The sequence below is a fragment of the Bacillus multifaciens genome (genome assembly GCF_030756675.1).
GTDB lineage: Bacteria > Bacillota > Bacilli > Bacillales > Bacillaceae_G > Bacillus_A > Bacillus_A multifaciens.
Window position 1 is genome coordinate 136,130 of the sequence record NZ_JAVBXD010000001.1, and the last position, 23,687, is coordinate 159,816.

The 23,687-nt window shown below is 37.0% G+C and carries 26 protein-coding genes; 6 read left to right on the forward strand and 20 right to left on the reverse strand.

All coding sequences use genetic code 11. The annotated features are described in order from the left end of the window. Positions 1–109 precede the first annotated feature (109 nt). A complete protein-coding gene (rnz, locus tag Q9306_RS00775; protein ID WP_306194252.1) occupies positions 110–1,033 on the reverse strand; it encodes a ribonuclease Z in 924 nt (307 codons plus the stop codon). Positions 1,034–1,183: 150 nt separating this feature from the next. On the opposite strand from rnz, the gene Q9306_RS00780 reads away from it, so the two are divergent. Then, positions 1,184–1,432, forward strand: a complete 249-nt coding sequence (locus tag Q9306_RS00780; protein ID WP_306194254.1) for a DUF3932 family protein — start codon at positions 1,184–1,186, stop codon at positions 1,430–1,432. A 139-nt stretch (positions 1,433–1,571) separates the two neighbouring features. Then, the gene (locus Q9306_RS00785) at positions 1,572–1,859 is read left to right on the forward strand and encodes a hypothetical protein (RefSeq protein WP_306194257.1); all 288 of its coding nucleotides are present in this window, start codon (positions 1,572–1,574) and stop codon (positions 1,857–1,859) included. Positions 1,860–2,137: 278 nt separating this feature from the next. Here Q9306_RS00785 and Q9306_RS00790 read toward each other — a convergent pair whose 3' ends face one another. Continuing rightward, positions 2,138–3,376, reverse strand: coding sequence for a DNA polymerase IV (locus Q9306_RS00790; RefSeq protein ID WP_306194259.1), 1,239 nt, complete (start codon positions 3,374–3,376; stop codon positions 2,138–2,140). 138 nt (positions 3,377–3,514) lie between these two features. Between Q9306_RS00790 and Q9306_RS00795 the strand changes: the two genes are divergently transcribed. The 3 genes from Q9306_RS00795 (at position 3,515) to Q9306_RS00805 (ending at position 6,183) form a co-directional block, all read left to right on the forward strand. Beyond that, positions 3,515–3,715 carry a hypothetical protein gene (locus tag Q9306_RS00795; protein ID WP_090913966.1) on the forward strand — a complete coding sequence of 67 codons (201 nt, stop codon included), beginning with the start codon at positions 3,515–3,517 and terminating at the stop codon, positions 3,713–3,715. A 25-nt stretch (positions 3,716–3,740) separates the two neighbouring features. Continuing rightward, positions 3,741–4,661, forward strand: a complete 921-nt coding sequence (locus Q9306_RS00800; protein WP_306194262.1) for an MBL fold metallo-hydrolase — start codon at positions 3,741–3,743, stop codon at positions 4,659–4,661. 191 nt (positions 4,662–4,852) lie between these two features. Continuing rightward, positions 4,853–6,183, forward strand: a protein-coding gene (locus Q9306_RS00805) for an IS3 family transposase (protein ID WP_306194265.1) whose coding sequence is annotated in 2 segments (ribosomal slippage) — positions 4,853–5,240 and positions 5,240–6,183 — 1,332 coding nt in all. Because the reading frame shifts where the segments join, the coding sequence is not laid out codon by codon here. A gap of 212 nt (positions 6,184–6,395) precedes the next feature. Here the strand turns inward: Q9306_RS00805 and Q9306_RS00810 are convergent. Then, entirely contained in the window at positions 6,396–7,514 is a 1,119-nt protein-coding gene (locus tag Q9306_RS00810) for a tripeptidase T (protein WP_090913962.1), read from the reverse strand. Between the two features lie 536 nt (positions 7,515–8,050). Between Q9306_RS00810 and prli42 the strand changes: the two genes are divergently transcribed. Then, positions 8,051–8,143 (forward strand): stressosome-associated protein Prli42, encoded by a 93-nt coding sequence (gene prli42 / locus Q9306_RS00815; protein WP_090914459.1) that lies wholly within the window; start codon positions 8,051–8,053, stop codon positions 8,141–8,143. Positions 8,144–8,171: 28 nt separating this feature from the next. On the opposite strand, the gene Q9306_RS00820 is transcribed toward prli42, so the two are convergent. The 17 genes from Q9306_RS00820 to yqiS all read right to left on the reverse strand — a co-directional run bounded on the left by Q9306_RS00820 (position 8,172) and on the right by yqiS (position 23,559). Next, positions 8,172–8,411, reverse strand: coding sequence for a DUF3894 domain-containing protein (locus Q9306_RS00820; protein ID WP_306194270.1), 240 nt, complete (start codon positions 8,409–8,411; stop codon positions 8,172–8,174). A gap of 90 nt (positions 8,412–8,501) precedes the next feature. Further along, a complete protein-coding gene (locus Q9306_RS00825; protein WP_306194273.1) occupies positions 8,502–9,089 on the reverse strand; it encodes a L,D-transpeptidase in 588 nt (195 codons plus the stop codon). A 17-nt stretch (positions 9,090–9,106) separates the two neighbouring features. Further along, positions 9,107–10,075: an aromatic acid exporter family protein gene (locus Q9306_RS00830; RefSeq protein ID WP_306194276.1), complete on the reverse strand. Its 969-nt coding sequence runs from the start codon at positions 10,073–10,075 to the stop codon at positions 9,107–9,109. 103 nt (positions 10,076–10,178) lie between these two features. After that, the gene (locus Q9306_RS00835) at positions 10,179–10,901 is read right to left on the reverse strand and encodes an amino acid ABC transporter ATP-binding protein (RefSeq protein WP_306194278.1); all 723 of its coding nucleotides are present in this window, start codon (positions 10,899–10,901) and stop codon (positions 10,179–10,181) included. Further along, the gene (locus Q9306_RS00840) at positions 10,894–11,553 is read right to left on the reverse strand and encodes an amino acid ABC transporter permease (protein ID WP_020059482.1); all 660 of its coding nucleotides are present in this window, start codon (positions 11,551–11,553) and stop codon (positions 10,894–10,896) included. Before Q9306_RS00840 ends, Q9306_RS00835 begins: the two co-directional genes overlap by 8 nt. 36 nt (positions 11,554–11,589) lie before the next feature. Then, on the reverse strand, positions 11,590–12,369 hold the full coding sequence (locus Q9306_RS00845) for a transporter substrate-binding domain-containing protein (RefSeq protein WP_306194281.1): 780 nt from the start codon (positions 12,367–12,369) through the stop codon (positions 11,590–11,592). Between the two features lie 234 nt (positions 12,370–12,603). After that, positions 12,604–13,017 (reverse strand): BrxA/BrxB family bacilliredoxin, encoded by a 414-nt coding sequence (locus Q9306_RS00850; RefSeq protein WP_306194633.1) that lies wholly within the window; start codon positions 13,015–13,017, stop codon positions 12,604–12,606. A gap of 152 nt (positions 13,018–13,169) precedes the next feature. Beyond that, positions 13,170–13,577: a YjdF family protein gene (locus Q9306_RS00855; RefSeq protein ID WP_306194283.1), complete on the reverse strand. Its 408-nt coding sequence runs from the start codon at positions 13,575–13,577 to the stop codon at positions 13,170–13,172. A 271-nt stretch (positions 13,578–13,848) separates the two neighbouring features. Next, complete coding sequence (locus Q9306_RS00860) at positions 13,849–14,319, reverse strand: NUDIX hydrolase (RefSeq protein WP_306194285.1); 471 nt, start codon at positions 14,317–14,319, stop codon at positions 13,849–13,851. 76 nt (positions 14,320–14,395) lie between these two features. Further along, entirely contained in the window at positions 14,396–15,100 is a 705-nt protein-coding gene (locus Q9306_RS00865; RefSeq protein WP_306194287.1) for a DUF421 domain-containing protein, read from the reverse strand. A 328-nt stretch (positions 15,101–15,428) separates the two neighbouring features. Further along, positions 15,429–16,742, reverse strand: a complete 1,314-nt coding sequence (locus Q9306_RS00870; protein ID WP_306194290.1) for a dihydrolipoamide acetyltransferase family protein — start codon at positions 16,740–16,742, stop codon at positions 15,429–15,431. Positions 16,743–16,757: 15 nt separating this feature from the next. Further along, positions 16,758–17,741 (reverse strand): 3-methyl-2-oxobutanoate dehydrogenase subunit beta, encoded by a 984-nt coding sequence (gene bfmBAB / locus Q9306_RS00875; protein WP_306194291.1) that lies wholly within the window; start codon positions 17,739–17,741, stop codon positions 16,758–16,760. A gap of 13 nt (positions 17,742–17,754) precedes the next feature. Beyond that, entirely contained in the window at positions 17,755–18,756 is a 1,002-nt protein-coding gene (bfmBAA, locus tag Q9306_RS00880) for a 3-methyl-2-oxobutanoate dehydrogenase subunit alpha (protein WP_306194294.1), read from the reverse strand. Positions 18,757–18,837: 81 nt separating this feature from the next. Then, entirely contained in the window at positions 18,838–20,259 is a 1,422-nt protein-coding gene (gene lpdA, locus Q9306_RS00885) for a dihydrolipoyl dehydrogenase (RefSeq protein WP_306194297.1), read from the reverse strand. Between the two features lie 5 nt (positions 20,260–20,264). Continuing rightward, on the reverse strand, positions 20,265–21,368 hold the full coding sequence (gene buk, locus Q9306_RS00890; protein ID WP_306194299.1) for a butyrate kinase: 1,104 nt from the start codon (positions 21,366–21,368) through the stop codon (positions 20,265–20,267). Between the two features lie 86 nt (positions 21,369–21,454). Beyond that, the gene (locus tag Q9306_RS00895) at positions 21,455–22,555 is read right to left on the reverse strand and encodes a leucine dehydrogenase (protein WP_306194301.1); all 1,101 of its coding nucleotides are present in this window, start codon (positions 22,553–22,555) and stop codon (positions 21,455–21,457) included. 104 nt (positions 22,556–22,659) lie between these two features. After that, a complete protein-coding gene (gene yqiS / locus Q9306_RS00900) occupies positions 22,660–23,559 on the reverse strand; it encodes a phosphate butyryltransferase (RefSeq protein WP_306194302.1) in 900 nt (299 codons plus the stop codon). Positions 23,560–23,687 lie beyond the last annotated feature (128 nt).

Genomic DNA, 23,687 nt, shown 5'->3' on the forward strand with positions numbered 1-23,687 from the left:
TTTGCAGAATTTAAATTTTTTAATATTTCAAATTAAGGACATTTTTTCGGTTTTACGAGAATAAAAAAAGAATGACAGATGTAGGCGATATCTCTGTCATTCTTTTCCCTTACCTTGATACAGGAAAACGTTTCAAATCCGCTGCAATCTCCGTATTTGGAAATACTTGTTGTGCTTCTTCGAGAAGTATTTTCCACGCTTCTCCTTGATAACGAGAACTAATGTGAGTTAAAATCATTTGTTTTACATTTGCTTGCACAGCAATATTTGCTGCTTGTTCTGTTGTAGAATGATAATAATCATGAGCTTGCTGTGAATCTTCTGCACCAAACGTTGCTTCATGTACTAACACATCAGCATCTTGGGCTAATTGAATACTCGCTTCGCAATAACGCGTATCTCCTAAAATTGTAATAATTCGGCCCTTTTGGGGTGGCCCGATATAATCCTTCCCGCAAAGTACGCGTCCATCTTCAAGCTCTACCGTTTCCCCATCTTTTAATCGCTTAAAGAGTGGCCCTGGTTTAACCCCTTCATCTAACAATTTATCTATAAGAAGATGCCCTGGAATATCTTTTTCTACAATGCGATAGCCAAAACATTCAATACCGTGCGACAATCGCTTCGTTTCCACAAGAAATTGTTTATCTTCAAATACAGTACCCTCTTCAGTAATTTCAATAATCTCAAGTGGGTATTTCACATGTGTTGTACTTACTGCCAAGGCAACTTCAATAAACTGTTTAATCCCTTTTGGTCCATATACAGTTAACGGAGTTGTTCCTCCTTGAAAAGAGCGGCTTCCTAACAAACCAGGTAATCCAAAAATGTGATCCCCATGTAAATGTGTAATAAATATTTTTTCAATGCGACGCGGACGCACTGATGTGTGTAAAATTTGATGCTGCGTTGCCTCGCCGCAATCAAATAACCACGTTGCACCTCTCTCTTCCAATAATTGCAAAGCTATCGCTGATACGTTTCTTCCCTTTGCAGGAACACCAGCTCCTGTTCCTAAAAACACAAATTCCACGTTGCATCCTCCAAGCATTTCATAATCTCTATTGTTATCTTACGGAATATAAGCAAAAATGGCAAATGAACCCCGTATAAAACGAAAGCTAACATCCAGTCGTGTCTTGTAGTAAAATGATATTATCATTTATAGAAGGTGGCTAAAACAATGAAAGAAGCATTTCGTTTGCAAACTGACTTCTCCTCTTCTTTTGATCGTTGGGTAAGTTTATTCATTTCTGAAACACCATCAGAATTGCATTGGTCCACATTAAAAGAGTTAATTCATGAATATATAGCATTGCATACCGTTCAAACCGTACCAGAATATATTCCTTCTTCCATCACATATTACGCACAGCGCATTTCTACTCCAACCAATACAGACATTGTAATTTACGAAAGTTCTTCTATTTAAAACATAAAAAGGTATCGGAAAGAGTAATATAAATGATTAACATAAGTTGCCATCATAAATCCATATAAATATCAACAATATAAACCATAGGGAACGGCGTTAATGATCTATCCCTAATTTTTTCTACAAGGAGTCGAAAATGAATATTTTAAATTGGTTGACATCATTATTCAATTTTGGAAGAGGCACGCAGCGAGTGTTTCAATTGTTTGGAATTAGACGGAATAATAGAAATTGGATTTGGATTTCTTTACTAGGTATAGGAACAGTTTTTGGGTTAGCAGCAAGCCGAAAGTTCAATATGATGAGATCATTCCAGCTGTTATTCCGGGGCCTGCAAAATAGGGCAATCATGCCAACAAATTTAAATTTGGCGAATATGGAAATTGCTAATGAAATAACTCCAAATAACAAAAAAAAATACTAATATAACTGATATTAGCCAAACACAAATAAAAAATTTATTATATTTCTTAAAAAGAACAAATATAAAACAAAATCTCGCAGAAGATACAACCTGCGCGATTTTGTTTTATATAAATACATTTTAATTTCCCGACATATAAGTCGCTGCTATGCAGAATATAATATGACCTGTACTTGCTTTCTCCCTTTGTTTTAAACCTCGCATGTGGCAGGAAAAGGCCCTGACCGCTTCTATGCACGGCCAGATGCTCTCATCCTCCCCTAAAAGGAAATGAGCTTTCATGTAAATTTATTCTCTAATTTTTGTTGAAACGTTCTCTCCTGTTGCCGAAATACTTGACTACCATGCTGAATAATCTTCGTTCCATATTTATTATTTAATTGCTCCATCACACTCAATAGCGGTTCTGCCTTCGCATCTTCTTCAAATGAAAATAAATCAAGCTGCTTAATCGCCTCTGTTTTCCATTCTAATTCACAAGCAGTAATTCCGAGTAATCGAACAGGATCACCATCCCAATGTTTTTTCCATAATCGTATTGTCGCCTGAAAAATATCGCGCCATTCCCAAATTGCATTGTCTAACATTTTACTGCGTGTAATCGTTCGGCGATTATAGTATTTAATTGTAATTTGAATATTATATGCAACAAGGGTACGTTTTTGTAATCTTCGGCTAACAGATTGAGACAAGCGCTCTAACGTACCTAACAACTCTTGCTCTTCATCTACATCTTTTGGCAGCGTTATAGAATTTCCGATCGTTTTATACTGCCCCATTTGACTTGGATCAACTTCTCTATTATCGATACCATTTGCACGTTTTTGTAAATCCAATCCATGATTTCCAATTACAGAACGAATAATAGGAGCTGTTCCAGTAGCTAAATCCCCTATCGTATGTATATGTACATCTTGTAATTTTTCTGCTGTTTTCTTTCCAATTCCATGCATTTTTTCAACTGGAAGCGGCCAAAGCTGCTTTTGTATATCACGTTTACGAAGTACTGTAATACCTAGTGGCTTTTTCATATCAGAGGCTGTTTTGGCTAGAAATAAGTTGGGAGCAATTCCAATACTGCACGGAAGCTGTAATTCTGTAAGTAATGTTTGTTGAATCATTTGAGCAATTTCTAGCGGCGAACCGAGCCCATAACAATCCGTTATATCTATATATCCTTCATCAATTGAGACTGGTTGAATTTTTTCTGTAAACCGTGCCAGAATTTGAAACAATGCAAAAGAAGCCTCCCGATATAACTCAAAGTTTGGATGCTTAACAATAAGTTCTGGGCATAGCCGCTTCGCTTCCCAAACAGGCATTGTTGCACGTACTCCCTTCGCTCTTGCTTCATAACTACACGTTACAATAATGCCTTTACGGTCTTTCGCATTACCAGCTATCGCTAATGGTTTTCCTTGCAACGATGCATCACGTGCAATTTCAACAGATGCATAAAAACAATTCATATCAACATGCAAAATGACACGGCCATTTTTCGGATACATTTCACGCATCTTTCTCACCACCAAAGGAACGTTTGTTCTTTATTTTATCAAAAAACTTGTGAAAAAATCAATATTTGAAAGGATGGAATCGTTACTATATAGAAGTATGTCCACATACGAAATCCAAGGGGGAGGTAAAAAGAAGAAATGACTACACATCTAAAACCACTTTATCTAATTTTACTAGTTATTTTCTTTTTGTTGCTCATCTATTTCCTACTTCCAATCATAGGCATTGATGCTTATGGGCTTCTTTCGTCTCTACTGTCATTTTCGACTTTGTACATTCTTCCATGGATCTTTCTGTACTGGTTTATTCGCCTTGTGAAGGCAGTAGAATCAAAATAGCTAACACTTTTAAGGAGAGAAGAAAATGAATGAAACATTTGATAGCAAACATTTTAGACTCGAAAAAATTCGTAACGGGATATATGCAGCAATTGCAAAAGAAGGTGGCGGTGCTGCAGCAAATGCTGGTTTTATTGATTTAGGGGATACAACTATTGTTTTTGATACATTTAATACACAACAAGCTTCTGAAGATTTAAAATATGCAGCAGAAACGATAACAAATAAGCCCGTTACGTGGGTAATAAATAGTCATTGGCACGGAGACCACATTCGGGGGAACCAAACGTTTAAGGAAAGTACCATTATTTCAAGTCAAATGACATACGACAAAATGAAAACTGCTCATCCATCACGAATCAATAAACAAAAAAATGATATTCATGGTCTAAAAAATTATATTCAATCTTTACAGGATCAATTAACGCAAACTTATGATATGAACTTAGAACATCAAATTAATTTTTTAAGTGAACTAGAAATCTCATTACCTACACTAGAGTTAGTACTACCACAACAAACATTTATAGATGAAGTCATCTTCCATGGAACGAAGCGCAGTGCAAAGCTTTTCACATTAGGCGACGGACATTCCCATTGCGATGCTATGCTGTATATTCCAGAAGATAAAGTAATATTCATGGGTGATTTATTATTTGTTGATTGCCACCCTACATTTTTTGAAGAATCAAATCCGCAAAATTGGATTCATATTTTAAAAGAGGTTGAAAGAATGGATATTGATATAGCCATACCAGGTCATGGCTCAGTAGGTACAAAGATTAATTTCTTACAAGTAATCGATTATATACATAACTTAACTGCAATTGCACAAAAAAACAACGAGATTGAAACGATTCAATTGCCTAACAGCTATCTAAATTGGCCATCTCCGCAAATATTTCACCAAAATGTAAAAACACTAAAAGAGCTATTGCATTGTTAAGCTATATAAATCCAAATAAAAAATCAACATAACCCCTTCCTTTCTTTTAGGCGGGCGAGAGCATCTGGCCATGCATAGAAGTAAAATGTACCCTATAGAGTAGACACTAAAAAAGTCTCTCTCTGTATGGTACATTTTTGTATAATTAAGAAATACAAAACTTGAAAATAAAACATGGAGACGGAGAACAAATGAGCAAAAAGATTTTTACAGAAAAAGAAATGCAGTTACTATCATCTAATAAATATGTAAAATCAGTTAGACCAAAGGGAATTACTTATACAGATGAATTTAAACGTTTATTTATCATAGAGAAAGAAAAAGGCAAGTTTCCAAGACAAATCTTTGAAGAGTGTAGCTTTGATGTTGAAATTCTGGGAATGGATAGAATTAAGGCTGCTAGTAAGAGATGGAAAAAGGCTTACGATGAAAACGGGATAAGTGGTTTACGTGACAGAAGAGCTGATAGTTTAGGTCGATTTATGGCAAAGGATCTTACTCTAGAGAAGAAAAATGCTCTTCTGGAAGCACAAATTAATTTATTAAAAGCAGAAAATGAACTATTAAAAAAGATTCGATTTGCAGAAAGGAGGATGAACAAGTAATTCTCATCCCTTCCCAGAAATATATCCTAATTCGCTCGGTGATTGAAAAATATCAATTAAAGCATATGGTGAGTTACTTGTGTAAAATAGCGGAAGTTTCAAGAAGTGGTTATTATAATTATTTCTCAATGAAGTCACAAAAACAAAGAAAGAGAAAAGATGAAGAAGATGAAACTACAAAAGAGATCATCTTAAAGGCATTACATTTCAAAAAGCGAAGAAAAGGGGCACGCCAAATCAAAATGACTTTGGAGAGTCAATTTAAGGTTGTCTACAATTTGAAACGTATCAGAAGAATCATGAGAAAGTACGACATTATTTGTCCTATTAGAAAGGCTAATCCATATAAAAGAATAATGAAAGCTACAAAAGAACATCGAGTTGTTCCAAACTTATTAAACCGCCAATTTAAGCAAGGTGTGCCTGGAAAAACACTTCTAACTGATATAACATATTTATTTTACGGTAAAGGGAAAAAAGCTTATTTATCAACGATTATGGACAGTTCCACCAATGAAATAGTAGCTTATAATGTTTCAAATCGTCTGACCATTGACTTAGCAACAGACACCCTTTTAAGGTTAAAGAAAAACAGAAAGTTCAAGAAGACAAAAGATGCCTTAATTCACTCAGATCAAGGAGTTCACTATACACACCCAAGCTTCCAAAAGTTAGTAAAAAAACTAGGGCTACTTCAATCCATGTCAAGAAAGGGGAACTGTTGGGATAACGCTCCTCAAGAATCATTCTTTGGACATTTTAAAGACGAAGCCTTTATTAAATCCTGTACAAGCCTAGCTGAACTAAAACATGAAATAAAGCAATATATGAAATATTACAATCACGACAGATGCCAATGGAATTTAAAAAAGATGAGCCCTATTCAATTCAGGAATCATCTTCTTAAAACTGCCTAGGCTTTTTTTAAAATGTCCTTTACAAAGGGTACACTTTAAAGCGGTCAGGGCCTTTTTCTGCCACATGCAAGGTTTAAAACAAAAGGAGAAAGCAAGTAGCGATCATGTTGTATTCTGCATAACAGTGACTTATCTGTTGAAAAATTAAAATGGATTTATTTAAAAACGCATGGGGAATTTCCCCATGCGTTTCAACTTAGCCTCTTCTTTGATTATTTCGCTACTTCTTCAATAATCGCAACAACCATCTCTGCTGTTTTCACTAGTTCTTCAACAGGAATTTTTTCGTTTGTTGTATGAATTTCTTCATATCCAACTGCTAAGTTTACTGTTGGAATACCATGACCCGCAATTACGTTTGCATCGCTGCCGCCACCGCTTTGGTGAAGAGATGGTGTACGACCGATTTTTTCAGCAGCACGTTTTGCAACTTCTACAACGTGATCGCCATCAGCAAATTTAAATCCTGGGTACATTACTTTTACTTCTACTTCTGCTTCCCCGCCCATTTCTTTCGCTGTAGATTCAAATGCTTCTTTCATTTTGCGAACTTGCTCTTGCATTTTTTCGTCTACTAAAGAACGTGCTTCAGCAAAGATTTCTACATAGTCACAAACGATATTTGTTTGTGTACCACCTTCAAAACGACCGATATTCGCAGTTGTTTCAGAATCAATGCGGCCAAGTGGCATTTTTGCGATAGATTTTGCTGCAATTGTAATTGCAGATACACCTTTTTCTGGTGCTACACCAGCGTGAGCTGTTTTCCCGCGAATAATTGCATTTACTTTCGCTTGTGTTGGTGCTGCAACAACGATTTCTCCAACTTTTCCATCGCTGTCTAATGCATAACCATATTTCGCTGTAATGCGTTCACGATCTAATGCTTTTGCACCAACAAGACCTGATTCTTCACCAACTGTAATGATGAATTCTATTTTTCCGTGCGCAATGTTTTTCTCTTTTAACACGCGAATTGCTTCAAACATAGATGCAAGTCCAGCTTTATCATCAGCACCTAAAATTGTTGTACCGTCAGATACGATATAACCATCTTGAATAGAAGGCTTAATTCCTTTACCTGGAACAACTGTATCCATATGAGAAGTAAAGTAGATTGTATCTACGCCTTCTTTTGTTGCTGGTAATGTACAAACTAAGTTACCAGCACCGTGACCAGTCTCACCCATTGTATCATCTTCAAATACTTCAACGCCTAAAGAAGAGAATTTTTCTTTTAACACTTTGCAAATTTCAGCTTCGTATTTTGTTTCAGAGTCTACTTGCACAAGTTCCATAAATTCATTCACTAAACGTTCTTGATTAATCATGAGAATGCGCCTCCTGCGTTATGTATGTAACAATGACTATTATAACAGAATTCTGTAAAAGTTTCGAAGGAGAAGATATATAAAGTGAAATTTTGATTAGTTGAAACTTTTCCTTGCTAATTATACAATTCAAACTTTACAGGTTAAGCCCCGTGTATAAAAACTCTTTTTTTAAGTGGGCGAGAGTACCTGACTATGCATAGTAGCGGTTAGGGCCTTTTTCTGCCACGTATGAGGGTAAAAACGAAAGAAGGAAGCAAGTGCAGGTCATGTTATATTGCTACATAGCAACGACTTATAAAGAAAAGCGGAGCCGACTGTTTAGGCCCGTTGGCTAAGGTTCTTTCACACAGAAGGTATTTTTTACCTTCTCGTGTGGAAGGTTCTTAGACATGAGGGCTTAGGAGGCAGAGCTAGACAAAGATGTTGAAAAACTAAAACGGATGTATGTAGAAAATGTCTCATAATAGACCCTTGTACCAAATTTCATTTGTATATACAATAAGATTGAGGAGATTCGCAAGGAGGATCTAAAGATGAGTAAAAAAATGCAAAAAATTATGGTTTATGTCATGTTAATTTCAATGCTTGTTACAACATTACTTACTGGTATAAGCATGTTTTGGTAAAAAAAAGGGGGGAGATGTTCTCTCCCTTTTATGTTGCCATAATAATAAGTCCTGCAATACTAAACGCAATTCCCATTCCAAGTGAAAGAACAAAGTTTGGATATTGCCGCTCATTATAAGCACTTAATGCAAAAGTAAAATTAAGAAGAGCAATAGAAAAGACCGCTAATGAAAATGGACATATATTAAAAGTTGCCAATATGAAAGTAATAAGTGCAAGAGCACCAATGAAGAACTGAATGTATGGTAATCTATGATTCATATACATAACAGCAACTCCTTTTCACATAATCTTTATTTATATATTCACGAATAGTACTAGTTCTCCTAATGGAAATTTCATTTTTTGTTATCCTCATTAACGCATGTTATATGTACACATGTCAAGACAAGATATAATATAACAAAAAGCCAACATATCCTGCTGGCTTTCTTCGTAAGCAATTGCACCCTTTTCTTTCGCAAGCTGCTCAAATGATTTTTTTGATTTCACAATCCATACTTTTGTTCCAATGGGAATACGATCGTACAAATACTCTACATCTTTTTTATGCATTCGAATGCATCCTTGTGAAACGTACTTGCCAATGGAGCTTGGCTGATTTGTCCCGTGTATCCCATATTTACTACCATCAGTACCCCTGGCATTAAAACCTATCCATCTTGAACCGAGCGGATTTTCCGGTGAACCACCTGGAATATTCTTCGCAATATAATACGGATTTTTTGCCTTCATCACAACATCAAATGTACCTTCTGGCGTTAAATCATTCGTTTTACCTGTTGCAACTGGAAATGTATTTTGTATCTTTCCATCTTGAATATATGCAAGTCGGTTCGTTTGTTTATTAACGATAATAAGCGGATCGCCAACACGCGGATTATCACCTAGCGGCCAAAGAGGCGATAGGGAAATAAATAATATGAATGAAAGAAGATATGACATACCTCATTCCGTCCTTCTTATATTAATTCTTTAATGTTATATTTCCCTATAAATCGACTTTTAATGAGTAAAAATTGCTCTATTTCATAAACGAGCTGAACGAGCTTAGCACGCGTTTCAAATTCTTCTCGTGTTTCTGGAAGCGGCATTTCTCGAAAGATTTCTCGCATCTCTTGAAGCTGTCTTAATGATATAACCCCTGTACTTTCTGGGCGAATGCCATTCCCGACATTTTCAATTACATCCGCCACCATACCCGCTTGTTCATATGACCAAGATAATGAAGCAACTAGCGGCATAACTCTTTCTAAAATTTCGAACTGTTGCTGGCGCATTTGAAAATAACGATAGTAATAATCATCTTCACGCATAAACCGATTTTCCAGCTTTATAAAAGATACTTCTTTTGCCCTCTCAAGTAATGTTTCCGTTTCAATTAGCTCTTTTCCATTCCACACACTTTCACGATTTCTTAAATAGGTAGCCATTTCAAATAGAATCGTCTTAAAATTAGATTCCACTTTTTGTTGATACTCTTTTAGCTCACCTTCAACGCTTGGCATGTACAAATTAATTAGCAAAGCAACACTAATTCCAACCGTTAAAATCGCAATCTCATTTCCAACAATGGGCCATGTAATTTTTTGCAGTGAATATAAATGAAAAACAATAACAGAGCTTGTAACAATCCCCTCTTGAATCTTAAGCATTACTGCACTTGGAATAAACAGAAGTAATAAAATTCCAAGTGCTAACGGTGTATAGCCTATCGATTCAAAAATAAAAAATGCAAACAACATAGAAAGTAAACAAGCTACAAAGCGATGAATAGATACTTCTAATGATTTTCTTTTTGTATTTTGTACACATAAAATGACAAGAATGCCGGCTGTGCTACTAAATTCCAAATGAAGTAATTGAGCAATCCACACAGCCAAGGCGGTTCCAGCTGCTGTTTTCACTGTTCGATATCCAATTTTAAACATGTTAACGCTCCTATTATGTACGATCTATTTTCAATTTAAGTATAAAGAAAAGGATGACACAATGTCATCCTTTTTCCCTTATTATTCACGTAACGTTTACATGTTACAACATTTTTTGCAAAAATTCTTGGGCACGTTTGCTTTCCGGCGCTGTAAAAAATTGTTCTGGCTTCGTATCTTCTACTAGTTTCCCGTCATCTAAAAAAAGAACCCGATCGGCTACTTCTTTAGCAAAACCCATTTCGTGCGTAACGATTGCCATTGTCATTCCTGTCGTTGCAAGAGATTTCATAACCTCTAATACTTCTTTCACCATCTCTGGATCTAGTGCTGAGGTCGGTTCATCAAATAGCATAACGTCCGGTTCCATTGCTAATGCTCTCGCAATTGCAACACGCTGTTTTTGTCCACCTGAAAGGCGATTTGGATAAGCATCCTTTTTCTCAAGTAATCCCACTTTTTCTAATAATTCTTCAGCTTTTTTTACTGCCTCTTCCTTCGCAGTACCTTTTACAGTAAGAGGAGCATACGTAATATTTTCTAGCACTGTCATATGAGGAAATAAGTGGAAATGCTGAAACACCATTCCAACATGCTGACGAACTTCCATAATGTTTGTATTTGGATTCGTTACATCCTGATCACCAATACAAATTTGTCCGCCCGTTGGTATTTCTAGTAAATTCATGCAACGTAAAAATGTTGATTTCCCTGAACCGGACGGCCCAATAATTGCTACGACTTCGCCTTGTCCAATTGTTGTTGTGATCCCTTTTAATACTTCGTTATTTCCAAATGATTTGTGAAGGTCATTAATTTTAATCACTTTTCTTCATTCTCCCTTCAACCGCTTTCCCAATGAATGTAAGAATAATAACAAGAATGTAATAAATCATACCGACAAATAATAGCGGTTCAAAATAAGACAATGTCTCGCCGCCAACAATATACGCACGGCGCATTAAATCTGTTGCACCGATTACAGTAACTACTGCGGACTCTTTCGTTAATGTAACAAATTCATTTACTAATGCAGGTAAAATATTTTTTAATGCTTGCGGTAAAATAATATTTCGCATCATTTTTCCATATGGAATACCAAGTGCCATTGCCGCTTCTGTTTGTCCTTTATCAACTGCTTGAATTCCAGCACGAATCACTTCTGACATGTATGCGCCTGAATTTAAGCTAAATGCTAACACAGCTGCTAAAAATGCTGAAATATCATATCCTGTAATTTGCGGAAGACCGTAATAAATAAGCATTAACTGTAGTACAAGCGGTGTACCGCGGAAAAGAGATGTATAAAAATCAGCAATTATACTCAAAACTTTTATTCTAGCAATTTTACAAAGCGCTAATAACGTCCCTAGCGCAAAACCAAGCAAAGAAGCGACAGCTACAATCTTTAATGTTACTTCTAAACCTTTTAATATATATGGTATTGAAGGCGTTATTTGCGAAAAATCCAAGTTCATCCTAAGTCAGTCCTCCCTAGAAGATGGAAAGGCGGCTTATTTCTCGCCGCCAAACCATTTCTTCACTAATTTATCCATTTCTCCATTTTCTTTCATTTTCTTAATTACTTTATTAAACTCCGCTGTCTTATCACTATTTTTCGGAAGCGCAATTGCTGAACCAGCTTCATCTGCAGCTTCTGGAATTTCCACACTCTTTAACTCTTTATTTTTTTCTAAATATCCTTTTGCTACTGTATCTTCTAAAATAATTGCATCAAAACGTCCTGCTTGAATTTCTTGAATGAGTTCTGGTACACGGTCACGTCCTTCAGATTGGAACGCTACTTGTTTTTGCAAATCTTTCGCCTTTTCTTCTTGGATAGATCCTGTTTGTACTCCTACTTTTTTTCCTTTTAGATCTTGTAATGTTTTAATATTTGAACCTTCTTTAGAAATGATTACATTTTTAGCAACAAAATAAATATCTGTAAAATCTGCATTTTTCTTACGCTCTGCTGTCGGCGTCATTCCCGCCATGACAAAGTCAACTTTTCCAGCCTCTAATGATGCTAACAACCCACCAAAGTCCATATCTTTGACTTTCACTTTATAGCCTAGTTCTTTACTAATATAATTCATAACATCGATATCGAAACCGATAACATCTTCACTCTTTTTTGCATCTACATATTCATACGGTTTGTAATCTGCAGACGTTCCCATAACTAACACTTTCTTTTTATTATCATTCCCTGCATTTCCACCCTTACTACAAGCAGTGAATATACTCATGATTAAAATAAGTGCAAGTGAAACTGATAAAAATTTCTTCATTACTTTTCCTCCTAGTTAATGTATATTTAATTATTTTATAGAATTTTTATTCGATGAATGTATTGTAGCAATAAATTTATTTTTATGCAATAAATAAAATAAAAATAAATTTATTTTTCTTTATACAACGTAAATAAACAAATATATACTGCATATTTATTTGCATAAATAACTCATATTATACATAAAAAAGAACCGTTAAGATTACATTCTTAACGGTTCTAAAAACGTATATTACATTTCCTCACAATGTTCTTCAAAGTACGATTGTAATTTAGCAATAACTTGCATTGCCTCATGGCCTTCAATCTCATGACGCTCAACCATCGTTACGATTTTTCCATCTTTCAATAGTGCAAACGATGGAGAAGATGGTGGATATCCTTCAAAATATTCACGAGCACGTGCTGTTGCCTCTTTATCTTGACCTGCAAATACAGTAACAAGATGATTTGGACGTTTATCATAATGAATAGAATGAGCTGCTGCTGGACGAGCAATCCCCCCTGCACAGCCGCATACAGAGTTTATCATTACAAGTGTTGTGCCTTTCTTTTGCAATGCTTCATCTACAGCTTCTGGCGTTGTTAATTCTGTATAACCAGCTGCTACGATTTCTTCGCGAGCTTGACGAACAACGTCATTCATAAAAAAGTTGAAGTTAATCAAAGCTTTCCCTCCTCACATATCTCTAACTGTATCTTACCAATAACCATTTCAAAAATACAAGTAAACTTACTTGCTTTGTAGCCATAATTCACTAAAAAACGTCTTCGAGACCTCGCTCGAAGACGTTTTCCTTAATGACCACGATGCTTCTGTTTCGCTTTTTGCACTTTTAAGGCACGCTTTTTCCGCTTTTCTATTTCCCGCATTTCTTTCGATTGCACTTGCTTCTCTTTTTTATGCACTTCATACGACAACTGAATCGCTTCTTGTGCTTTCGTAAATTTTGAAGTGTTTAATTCTCTTGCTGCTTGTCGAATCATGCGTTTTACATTTTTCGGACGTTTTTGCTGTTTAACCTTTACTCCGCATTTTGCAAAGCGATTAAAATACGGTAACAACGTATCATTTACAAACAAAAACACTTCTTCATCAGACGGTTCAGTACCAAAAATGTGCCGTACTGCATACAACTTCCCATTTTTTTCTTGTTCAATCATTCCTACAAAATACTGACCGTCATGATATACTGTCAATTTCACTGACAGTCCCTCCTTTACAAACATATTCAGAAATGCTGGACATCCCGGAGGGGAAGGTTATTGACATAAAGTGAAACTTCCATAAGTAGAAGTTTTTCCATCCCTAACTGATGGTTAGTTGAACCAATCGGCTCTTACGGGAAGTTATCCCCTCTTTGCTTTCTCTGAATTTTGAGGTAGGGGGTTACTGCCCGTTAGTAGCGGGATTAAAAAAATTATGCGTCCGGACTACCAACCGGAACTGTAATTTCGCATCTCTATCACCATTATATTACAATTTTAACTTATTTTGAATCATTTCTACATATACTTCAATCATTCTTTTATGCGATCCTACAATATACTCTGGTAATTCTGTAATCGGAAAAAACTTTAATTGTATTGCTTCCTCTTTGTTTACAGTAGGTTCTCCTTCATATTCATGCGTATAATAGGCAGTCGTTACTGCTTGAAACTCGTCACCGTTTGCTAGTTTCACAAAATGTTTTGCACCTGAGAACACATTAATGAGCTGCAAATTCTTCACGCGAATGCTGGTCTCTTCATACACTTCACGGTATGCAGTTTCTTCCGGTGATTCCCGCAGCTCCATTAATCCACCAGGAAGTCCCCATTTCCCATGCGGTTCTTGTCTTTGTTGTAATAATACTTCTCCATCTTTATTCAATACAAGAACAACTGAACCCACTAAAATTAAAGGGCGATGCCCAACTATTTTCCGTAATTCCTCCACATATCCCATTTCAACAAACCTTTCTTTTTATTTGCTTGTCCACACCATTGTATCATATGTATAAAATGGAAAAATGCTCATTTTTTTACTTTTTAAGCAAAATATTTATTTGTCCCTTTTCATCTACTGTCGCTAATTGAATGGATTGAATCGGTACTTCCTGCTGCAACTCTGCTCTTACCCACTCTTCCGTTTTTTCTAATAAAGAAAGAACATCCTTTTGAATCTTTCCGTTCTTCACAAGAATAAATGTAATAGGTGATTGTTCTGCATATACTTTCATATCTTTTCGAGATACTTTTTCATACGCTGCGTACTGAAACACAGAAACAACTCCACTCGCTTCCCATAAGGCTAGTTTGACAGTTTGAATATCTGTAATACCTTGCAATCTCAGCTCAGAAAATAAATACTCTACTGTAATCCGCGCTTTCTTTAAATTATTAAACTGAATAGAACCATTATGTATAAGAATAATGGGAGCAGGTTCTAAAAAACGTCTCCATCGATCCCATTTTAATGTCAAAATGGAACTTACGATATGAAGTACAACAAGAATAAACGTTGTAATCATAGAACCAAGAAGACCTACTTTTTCATCAGACAATGCATTCGATAGATTTCCCCCTAACAATAGCACGAGAACAAGATCTAAAAAACGAAGCTGGGCAATAGAGCGTTGTCCCATCGCTTTTGCAACAATAATTAAAAAAACATATGCCAATATAGCACGGAACATCCACTCCAAACTCGACAGATGCTTTGCCCCTTCAAACATGTGCATATGCATAATAGACGGCACCCCTTACTAAAAGTAATCCTTTTAGTTTGCGTTTATCTATACTGTCTATGTAAAAAACATTATAAGGTTTCAACTGTAACTCAAATATATTAAAGGGGATAAAACAACATATAAAAACCTCTTTTTTAAATGGGTGAGTGCAGCTGGCCATGCATAGAAGCGGTCAGGTCCTATTCCTCCCACCTCCAGCGTGAAAAACAAAAGGAGGACGCGAAGATGGGTTATGTTGTATTCTGCATGCAGCGACTTATATAGAGAAAAATTAAAGTGAATTTGTATACAAAAAAAGCCCGCCAATTGGCGAGCTTTTTTATCATTAATATACAGAAGTATTATCTGCAGATGTATTTTCAAGAATTTCTTTTACGCGTCCTAAGAACTTACCGCAAATGAATCCATCTAATACGCGGTGATCAAGAGATAGGCATAGGTTAACCATATCACGTGCACCGAACATACCGTTATCCATAATTACTGGACGTTTCACGATAGATTCCACTTGTAAAATTGCCGCTTGTGGATAGTTAATAATACCCATAGATTGAACAGAACCAAATGACCCTGTGTTATTAATCGTAAACGTTCCACCTTGCATTTCGTCAGCTTTTAACGATTTCGTACGTACTTTCGTTGCAAGCTCAGTAATTTCACGAGCGATACCTTTAATTGTTTTCTCATCAGCATGCTTAATAACTGGAACGAATAATTCATCGTCAGTTGCAACTGCAATAGAAAGATTAATATCTTTCTTCTGAACAATTTTATCGCCAGCCCACATAGAATTAATTTGTGGGTATTCTTTTAAAGCTTGTGCAACAGCTTTTACGAAGAAGGCAAAGAATGTTAAATTAAAGCCTTCACGCTTTTTAAATTCACCTTTAATTGAATTACGGTATGAAACAAGATCTGTTACATCCACTTCAATCATCATCCAAGCATGCGGTGCTTCATGCTTACTGCGTAGCATATTTGCAGCAATCGCTTTACGAACACCAGTCACTGGAATTTCAATATCACCAGGCATTGTCGGTACAGATACCGGTTTTGCCGCTTCTGTTTTAGGTGCTGGCGCAGCTTTTGGTGCTGCTGGTGCTTCTTGTGTAATTGGTGCAGCTGCAGCTTCCTTCTGTGCACCTGCTTGTGGAATATTTCCAGATTCAACTAATGTTAAAATATCTTTGCGTGTAATACGACCATTTGCTCCTGTACCTACTACTGCATCTAGGTCAATATTATGTTCACCTGCAAGTTTTAATACAGCTGGTGAAAAACGCGGTTTACCATCGGTTGGTTGCTTTGCTTTCGGTGCTGATGCCGGTGCAGCTACCTCTGTTTTTGACACCTCTTCTGTTTTCTCTTCTACAGCTGTTGCAGCTACTTCATTTGCACCTTCAACTTGAATCATACAAATCACTTCACCGACAGCTAGTGTCTCACCTTCGCCAGCGATTAATTCCGTAACAACCCCGCTGAAAGAGGAAGGTACTTCTGCGTTTACTTTATCTGTCATTACTTCTGCAAGCGGATCATACTTATTTACGTGATCACCAACAGAAACAAGCCATTTACTAATTGTACCCTCTGTTACACTCTCCCCAAGCTGAGGCATTGTAATTTTTTCTACAGCCATGTATAGTCCCCCCGATTAAAATTCCGCAAGTTCGCGCATTGCTTTTTCCACTTTATCTGGATTCACCATAAAGAATTTCTCCATTGTTGGTGCATATGGCATTGCTGGAACGTCTGGACCTGCAAGACGAGCAATTGGTGCATCAAGATCAAATAAGCAATTTTCTGCGATAATTGCCGCTACTTCACTCATAATGCTTCCTTCTTTATTATCTTCCGTTACAAGAAGAACTTTACCTGTTTTTGAAGCTGCTTCAATAATTGCTTCCTTATCCAAAGGATATACAGTACGTAAATCAAGAACGTGAGCAGAGATGCCATCTTGTGCTAATTTTTCAGCAGCTTGAAGAGCAAAGTGAACACATAATCCGTATGTGATAACAGTAATATCGTCACCTTCACGTTTTACGTCTGCTTTTCCAATTGGTAATACATAATCATCTTCCGGCACTTCACCTTTAATTAAGCGATATGCACGTTTATGTTCAAAGAACAATACCGGATCTTCATCACGAATTGCTGCTTTTAATAAACCTTTTGCATCATACGGTGTAGAAGGAATTACAATTTTTAAACCAGGTTGGTTCGCAAAAAGCGCTTCTACAGATTGTGAATGATACAGCGCACCATGAACACCGCCGCCAAATGGTGCACGGATTGTTACCGGGCAAGTCCAATCATTGTTAGAGCGATAACGGATTTTTGCTGCTTCGGAAACAATTTGGTTCACTGCTGGCATAATGAAGTCCGCAAATTGCATTTCTGCAATTGGGCGCATTCCATACATCGCTGCACCGATTGCTACCCCAGCAATTGCCGATTCTGCAAGTGGTGTATCAAGCGCACGCATTTCACCAAATTGATCATATAATCCAGTTGTCGCTTTAAAAACGCCGCCTTTTTTACCAACGTCTTCTCCTAATACAAATACTTTCTTATCGCGTTCCATTTCCTCGCGCATTGCTAATGTAATCGCGTCAATATAAGACATTACAGCCATGAAACGTTCCCCCTTATTCCGCGTATACGTGCTTTAATGCAGACTCTGGATCTGCATACGGAGCATTTTCTGCATATTCTGTTGCTTCGTTTACGATATGCATTACGTCATCTAACATTTGTTTTTCAAATTCCTCTGTTAAAATACCTACTTCTCTTAAGTAATTTGCAAATGTATAGATTGGATCTTTTTTCTTTGCTTCTTCTACTTCTTCTCGGTCACGGTATACACGATCATCGTCATCACTAGAGTGTGCTGTTAAACGATAAGATACCGTTTCAATTAATGTTGGACCTTCACCACGGCGTCCGCGATCTGCTGCTTCTTTTACAGCTTTATATACTTCAAGCGGGTCATTTCCGTCTACTGTGTATCCTGGCATACCATAACCAATTGCACGGTCAGATACATTTTTACATGCTAATTGTTTTTCAACAGGGATAGAGATTGCATATTTGTTATTTTCACACATGAAAATAACAGGTAATTTGTGTACTCCTGCAAAGTTCGCACCTTCATGGAAATCACCTTGGTTAGAAGAACCTTCACCAAATGTAACAAATGTTACTAAATCTTTTCCTTCCATTTGTCCTGCTAACGCAATACCTACTGCATGTGGTACTTGCGTTGTAACTGGTGAAGAACCTGTTACGATGCGATTTTTCTTTTGTCCAAAATGTCCAGGCATTTGACGTCCGCCAGAGTTTGGATCTTCTGCTTTAGCAAATCCAGATAACATAAGCTCTTTTGCTGTCATACCAAATGCTAACACGACACCCATATCACGATAATATGGCAGTGCATAGTCTTTCTCACGATCAAGTGCAAATGCTGCTCCTACTTGTGCAGCTTCTTGTCCTTGACAAGAAATTACAAAAGGAATTTTCCCTGCACGGTTTAATAACCACATACGCTCGTCAATTTTACGTGCAAGTAACATCGTGCGATACATTTCTAATACTTGCTCATCGCTTAAACCAAGCTCTTCATGGCGTTTTGCTTTTACTTCAGCCATATTAACACCCTCCTAAATCCTTTTTACCCCGCTCTATTATAAAGCAAGAACGATACACTATCCATTCCTAATGGTTCAATTTTACCCGTGTAACGCTTTTCCATCCACTGCTAACGCAGCTTCACCAATTGCTTCTGATAATGATGGATGTGGATGAATTGTATGTGCAACTTCCCATGGCGTTGCGTCTAACACTCTTGCAAGACCTGCTTCTGAGATCATATCTGTTACATGTGGTCCAATCATATGAACACCAAGAATATCATTTGTTTCTTCATCAACAACAAGTTTTACAAAACCATCAGATTCTCCATATACAAGCGCCTTACCGATTGCACGGAACGAGAATTTACCTACTTTTAATTTGTAGCCTTTTTCTTTTGCTTCTTGCTCTGTTAAACCGACAGAAGCAACTTCCGGGCTGCTATATACACATTTAGATACCATAGAATAATCAATTGGCATCGGTTCTTTTCTAGCAATGTGTTCAACCGCTACAATCCCTTCATGAGAAGCAACATGTGCAAGCTGCAAGCCACCGATTACATCACCAATCGCATAAATGTGTGATTCTTTCGTTTGATAATATTCATTCGTTTGAATATAACCTTTTTCAACAACGATATCTGTATTTTCTAAGCCGATATTTTGTGTGTTTGCTTGTCTTCCAACAGATACAAGCATTTTTTCAGCTTTAAATTCTTTATTTTCACCATTCAGTTCAGCTTGAATCGTTACACCGTTATCTTTTACTAAAGTTTCTGGTAACACTTTTGCACCAGTTACAACTTTAATACCTTTTTTCTTAAGTAAACGTTGCATTTCCTTAGAAACATCTTGATCTTCAAGCGGTAGAACATGTTTTGCATATTCAAGTACAGTTACTTCCACGCCGAAATCAGCAAGCATAGATGCCCACTCAATACCAATTACGCCGCCGCCAACAATAATGATAGATTTAGGAAGCGTTTCCATTTTTAGGGCATGATCAGATGACATTACATATTCACCATCAAGTTCAAGTCCTGGTAAAGAATTTGGGCGTGATCCTGTTGCAACGATTACATTTTTCGGAATAAGCATTTCATTCTCTTCTCCGCTCGCTAATTCAACAGAAATCGTTCCTGGCATCGGTGAAAAAATAGATGGGCCAAGAATACGACCAATTCCTTCATATACATCGATTTTCCCTTGCTTCATTAAATGCTGAACACCTTTATGAAGTTGGCTAACAATTTTCTCTTTACGTTCTTGTACTTTTGCAAAATTTAATTCTACATTGCTCGTTACAACGCCGAATTCTTCACCTTTTTTTGCAGTTGCAAACACTTCAGCACTACGAAGTAGCGCTTTACTAGGAATACATCCTTTGTGTAAGCAAGTACCACCTAGGTTTTCTTTTTCAACAAGCGCTGTTGTTAATCCTAATTGTGATGCACGAATAGCAGCCACATATCCGCCTGTACCACCGCCAACGATGACTAAATCGTATTCTTTTGCCATATCACTCAACCCCTAGCTACTGTTTCTTTTTCACGTACAGCATACTCTTTTGCAGTTTCTTCATCACGAAGTACACGAAGTGCACCTTCTGCTAATGCTTGTAATTCATCTTCACCCGGATGCACAATGACATCTGCAATCCAATGAACGCGTTCTTTAATTTCATCAACAAGAATTTTACTATATGCAAGCCCGCCCGTTAAAACAACAGCATCTACTTTACCATGAAGAACTGCACTTGCCGCGCCGATCTCTTTTGCAACTTGATATGCCATTGCCGTATAAACAAGCGTCGCTTCCGGATCGCCTTGTTCTACCATTTTCTCTACTTTAATTGCATCATTTGTACCAAGTAAGCTTACTAAGCCACCTTGCCCAACGATTTTTTTCATCATTTCATCACGGTAATATTCACCAGAGAAACACATTTCCACAAGCTGGCCTACTGGAACCGTTCCTGCACGCTCTGGGCTGAATGGTCCTTCTCCATTTAAACCGTTATTTACATCAATAACTTTTCCTTCTTTATGAGAACCAACCGAAATACCGCCGCCCATATGTGCAATGATTAAATTCAAATCTTCATATTTACGATCGAGCTCTTTTGCAACTTTACGAGCTACTGCTTTTTGGTTTAGCGCATGAAAAATACTTCTTCGCTCCATGCCAGCTATCCCGCTAATACGAGCAATATCTTCCATTTCATCTACAACTACTGGATCAACAATAAACGCTGGAATGTTAAGTCCAGAAGCAATTTCATATGCTAAAATTCCACCTAAATTAGAAGCATGATGACCACTATAACCATTCTTCAAATCTTCTAGCATCGCTTCGTTTACCGTATACGTACCGCCTTCAATCGGACGAAGTAGTCCGCCGCGACCACATACAGCATTTAACTTAGAAATATTAATGCCATGAGAATGAAGTACTTCTAAAATAGTTTGTTTACGAAATTCATATTGATCAATAATACGCTTATATTTCCCAATCTGTTCTTCGTCATGACGAATTGTTTCTTCTAAAACAGGTCTTTCATTATCAAAAACACCAATCTTCGTAGATGTGCTACCAGGATTAATGACAAGAATTCGATTCACGGACAAGGCTGCTCCCTCCATCATTTATTTAGAAAGACAGTAGCAACTGCTAATTGAAGTCGCTACTGCTTTCACATTAATTTTTTTATAAATTAGCGACGGCTTAAAATGTTATGGCCGTTAGTTAAAAATGTGCTGCGTGTATTTTTTAAGCTTGCGATGCGCTCTTCAGCAAGACGATCTGCTGCTACATATGTTGGCACACCATCACGTTTTGAAATTGAGATTACTTTTTCAATTGTGTCATAAATTGCTTCTACACGTTTTAATGCACGCTCTCTATTGTATCCATATAACTCGTCCGCTACGTTAATTACGCCGCCCGCATTAATAACATAGTCTGGTGCATATACGATACCCATTTCATGAACGATATCACCGTGACGATCTTCTTTTAATTGGTTATTTGCAGAACCAGCAATTACTTTCGCTTTTAATTGTGGAATTGTTTCGTCGTTTACTGTTGCTCCTAGTGCACATGGTGCATAGATGTCACATTCTACACCGTAAATTTCATTTGGCTCAACAGCAGTTGCACCAAACTCTTCTACAGCACGTTGTACAGCTTCTTTATTAATATCTGTAACGATTAATTTTGCACCTTCTGCATGTAGGTGTTTGCATAGGTGATAAGCTACATTCCCTACACCTTGAACAGAAATTACTTTACCTTCTAAGCTATCTGTACCAAACGCTTCTTTTGCAGCTGCTTTCATACCAACGTATACGCCGTAAGCAGTTACTGGAGATGGGTTACCAGAAGAACCGAATGAAGGTGAAATACCTGTTACGAAATCTGTTTCTTCATGAATAATATCCATATCATCTACAGTTGTACCAACATCTTCAGCTGTGATGTAACGACCATTTAATCCTTGAATGTAACGTCCTAATGCACGGAACATTGCTTCGCTCTTATCTTTGCGTGGATCGCCGATAATAACTGTTTTTGCACCGCCTAAGTTTAAACCAGCTGCTGCGTTTTTATATGTCATACCTTTTGCAAGACGTAGAGCATCTTCAATCGCAGCTTCTTCAGAATCATATGTCCACATTCTTGTTCCACCAAGAGCTGGTCCAAGAGTTGTGTCATGAATTGCAATAATTGCTTTTAATCCTGATTCTTTATCTTGACAGAACACAACTTGCTCGTAATCGTAAGTTTCTAAGTATTTGAAGATTTCTAATGTCATTGTAATTTCCCCCTTGATATGTTTACCATTTTCAATTTTAGTCCGTTATACCGGATTCATTTCCTTAATCATTAATGAAAATAAAACATGTATTGCAAGAAAGTTTATTTAGAAGCAGTCGCAACTGCCAATGCTAATGAATACACTTTTGTTTCTGCTGAATCTGCACGAGATGTTAACACAATTGGTGCTTTTGCTCCAGCGATAATCGCTCCCACTTTTGCATCTGCAAAATATACAAGCGATTTATATAATACATTTCCAGCTTCAATTGTTGGGACGAGTAAAATATCTGCTTTACCAGCGACATCACTTTGAATTCCTTTATGCTCTGCTGCAATTTGTGAAACAGCATTATCTAAAGCAAGCGGTCCGTCAACGATACAATTTTTAATTTGACCCCGGCGATTCATTTGCGTTAACATCGCTGCATCAATCGTTGCTTGCATTGCAGGATTTACAACTTCTACAGCAGCAATTGGAGCTACTTTCGGTACTTCTACTCCTATTGCCCGGGCAACTTCAACTGCATTTTGCGCAATCGCCGCTTTTTGCTGTACATCCGGAGCAATATTCATCGCTGCATCCGTTACGATGATAAAGCGATCGTAATTCGGTACTTCAAAAGCTGCAACGTGTGATAACACACCGCCTTTACGAAGACCCCACTCTTTATTTAATACTGCTTTCAGAATGTTAGCCGTTGGAATGTTGCCTTTCATAAGTACATCCGCTTCTCCACCTCTTACAGCTTTTACTGCTAATTCAGCAGCTTCTGTGCTAGATGTAGTAGAAATTACTTCAATATGTTCTGAAGGCCCTAATCCATGCTCTTGTAACATACTTATAATTGTTTCTTGATTTCCATATAGACGAAATTGAGCTAACTGTAATTGTACAGCCTTTGTAACGGCTTCAATTACTTCATGATCTTCAGCTACTGCAACAGCAACTGTTTTTTTCGGTTGCTTTGCTGCTTGATCAATTAAAGTTTGTAACTTCATATTTTGTAATCAACCCTTCCTCGTCGTCCCTCGCTTATATATTAAAGCAAATATCGTGCCAACTTTTTATTTCCGTTTAAATATTTTTGAAAACGCCTTCAAAACGTAGAAAAATCAACATTTTGTTA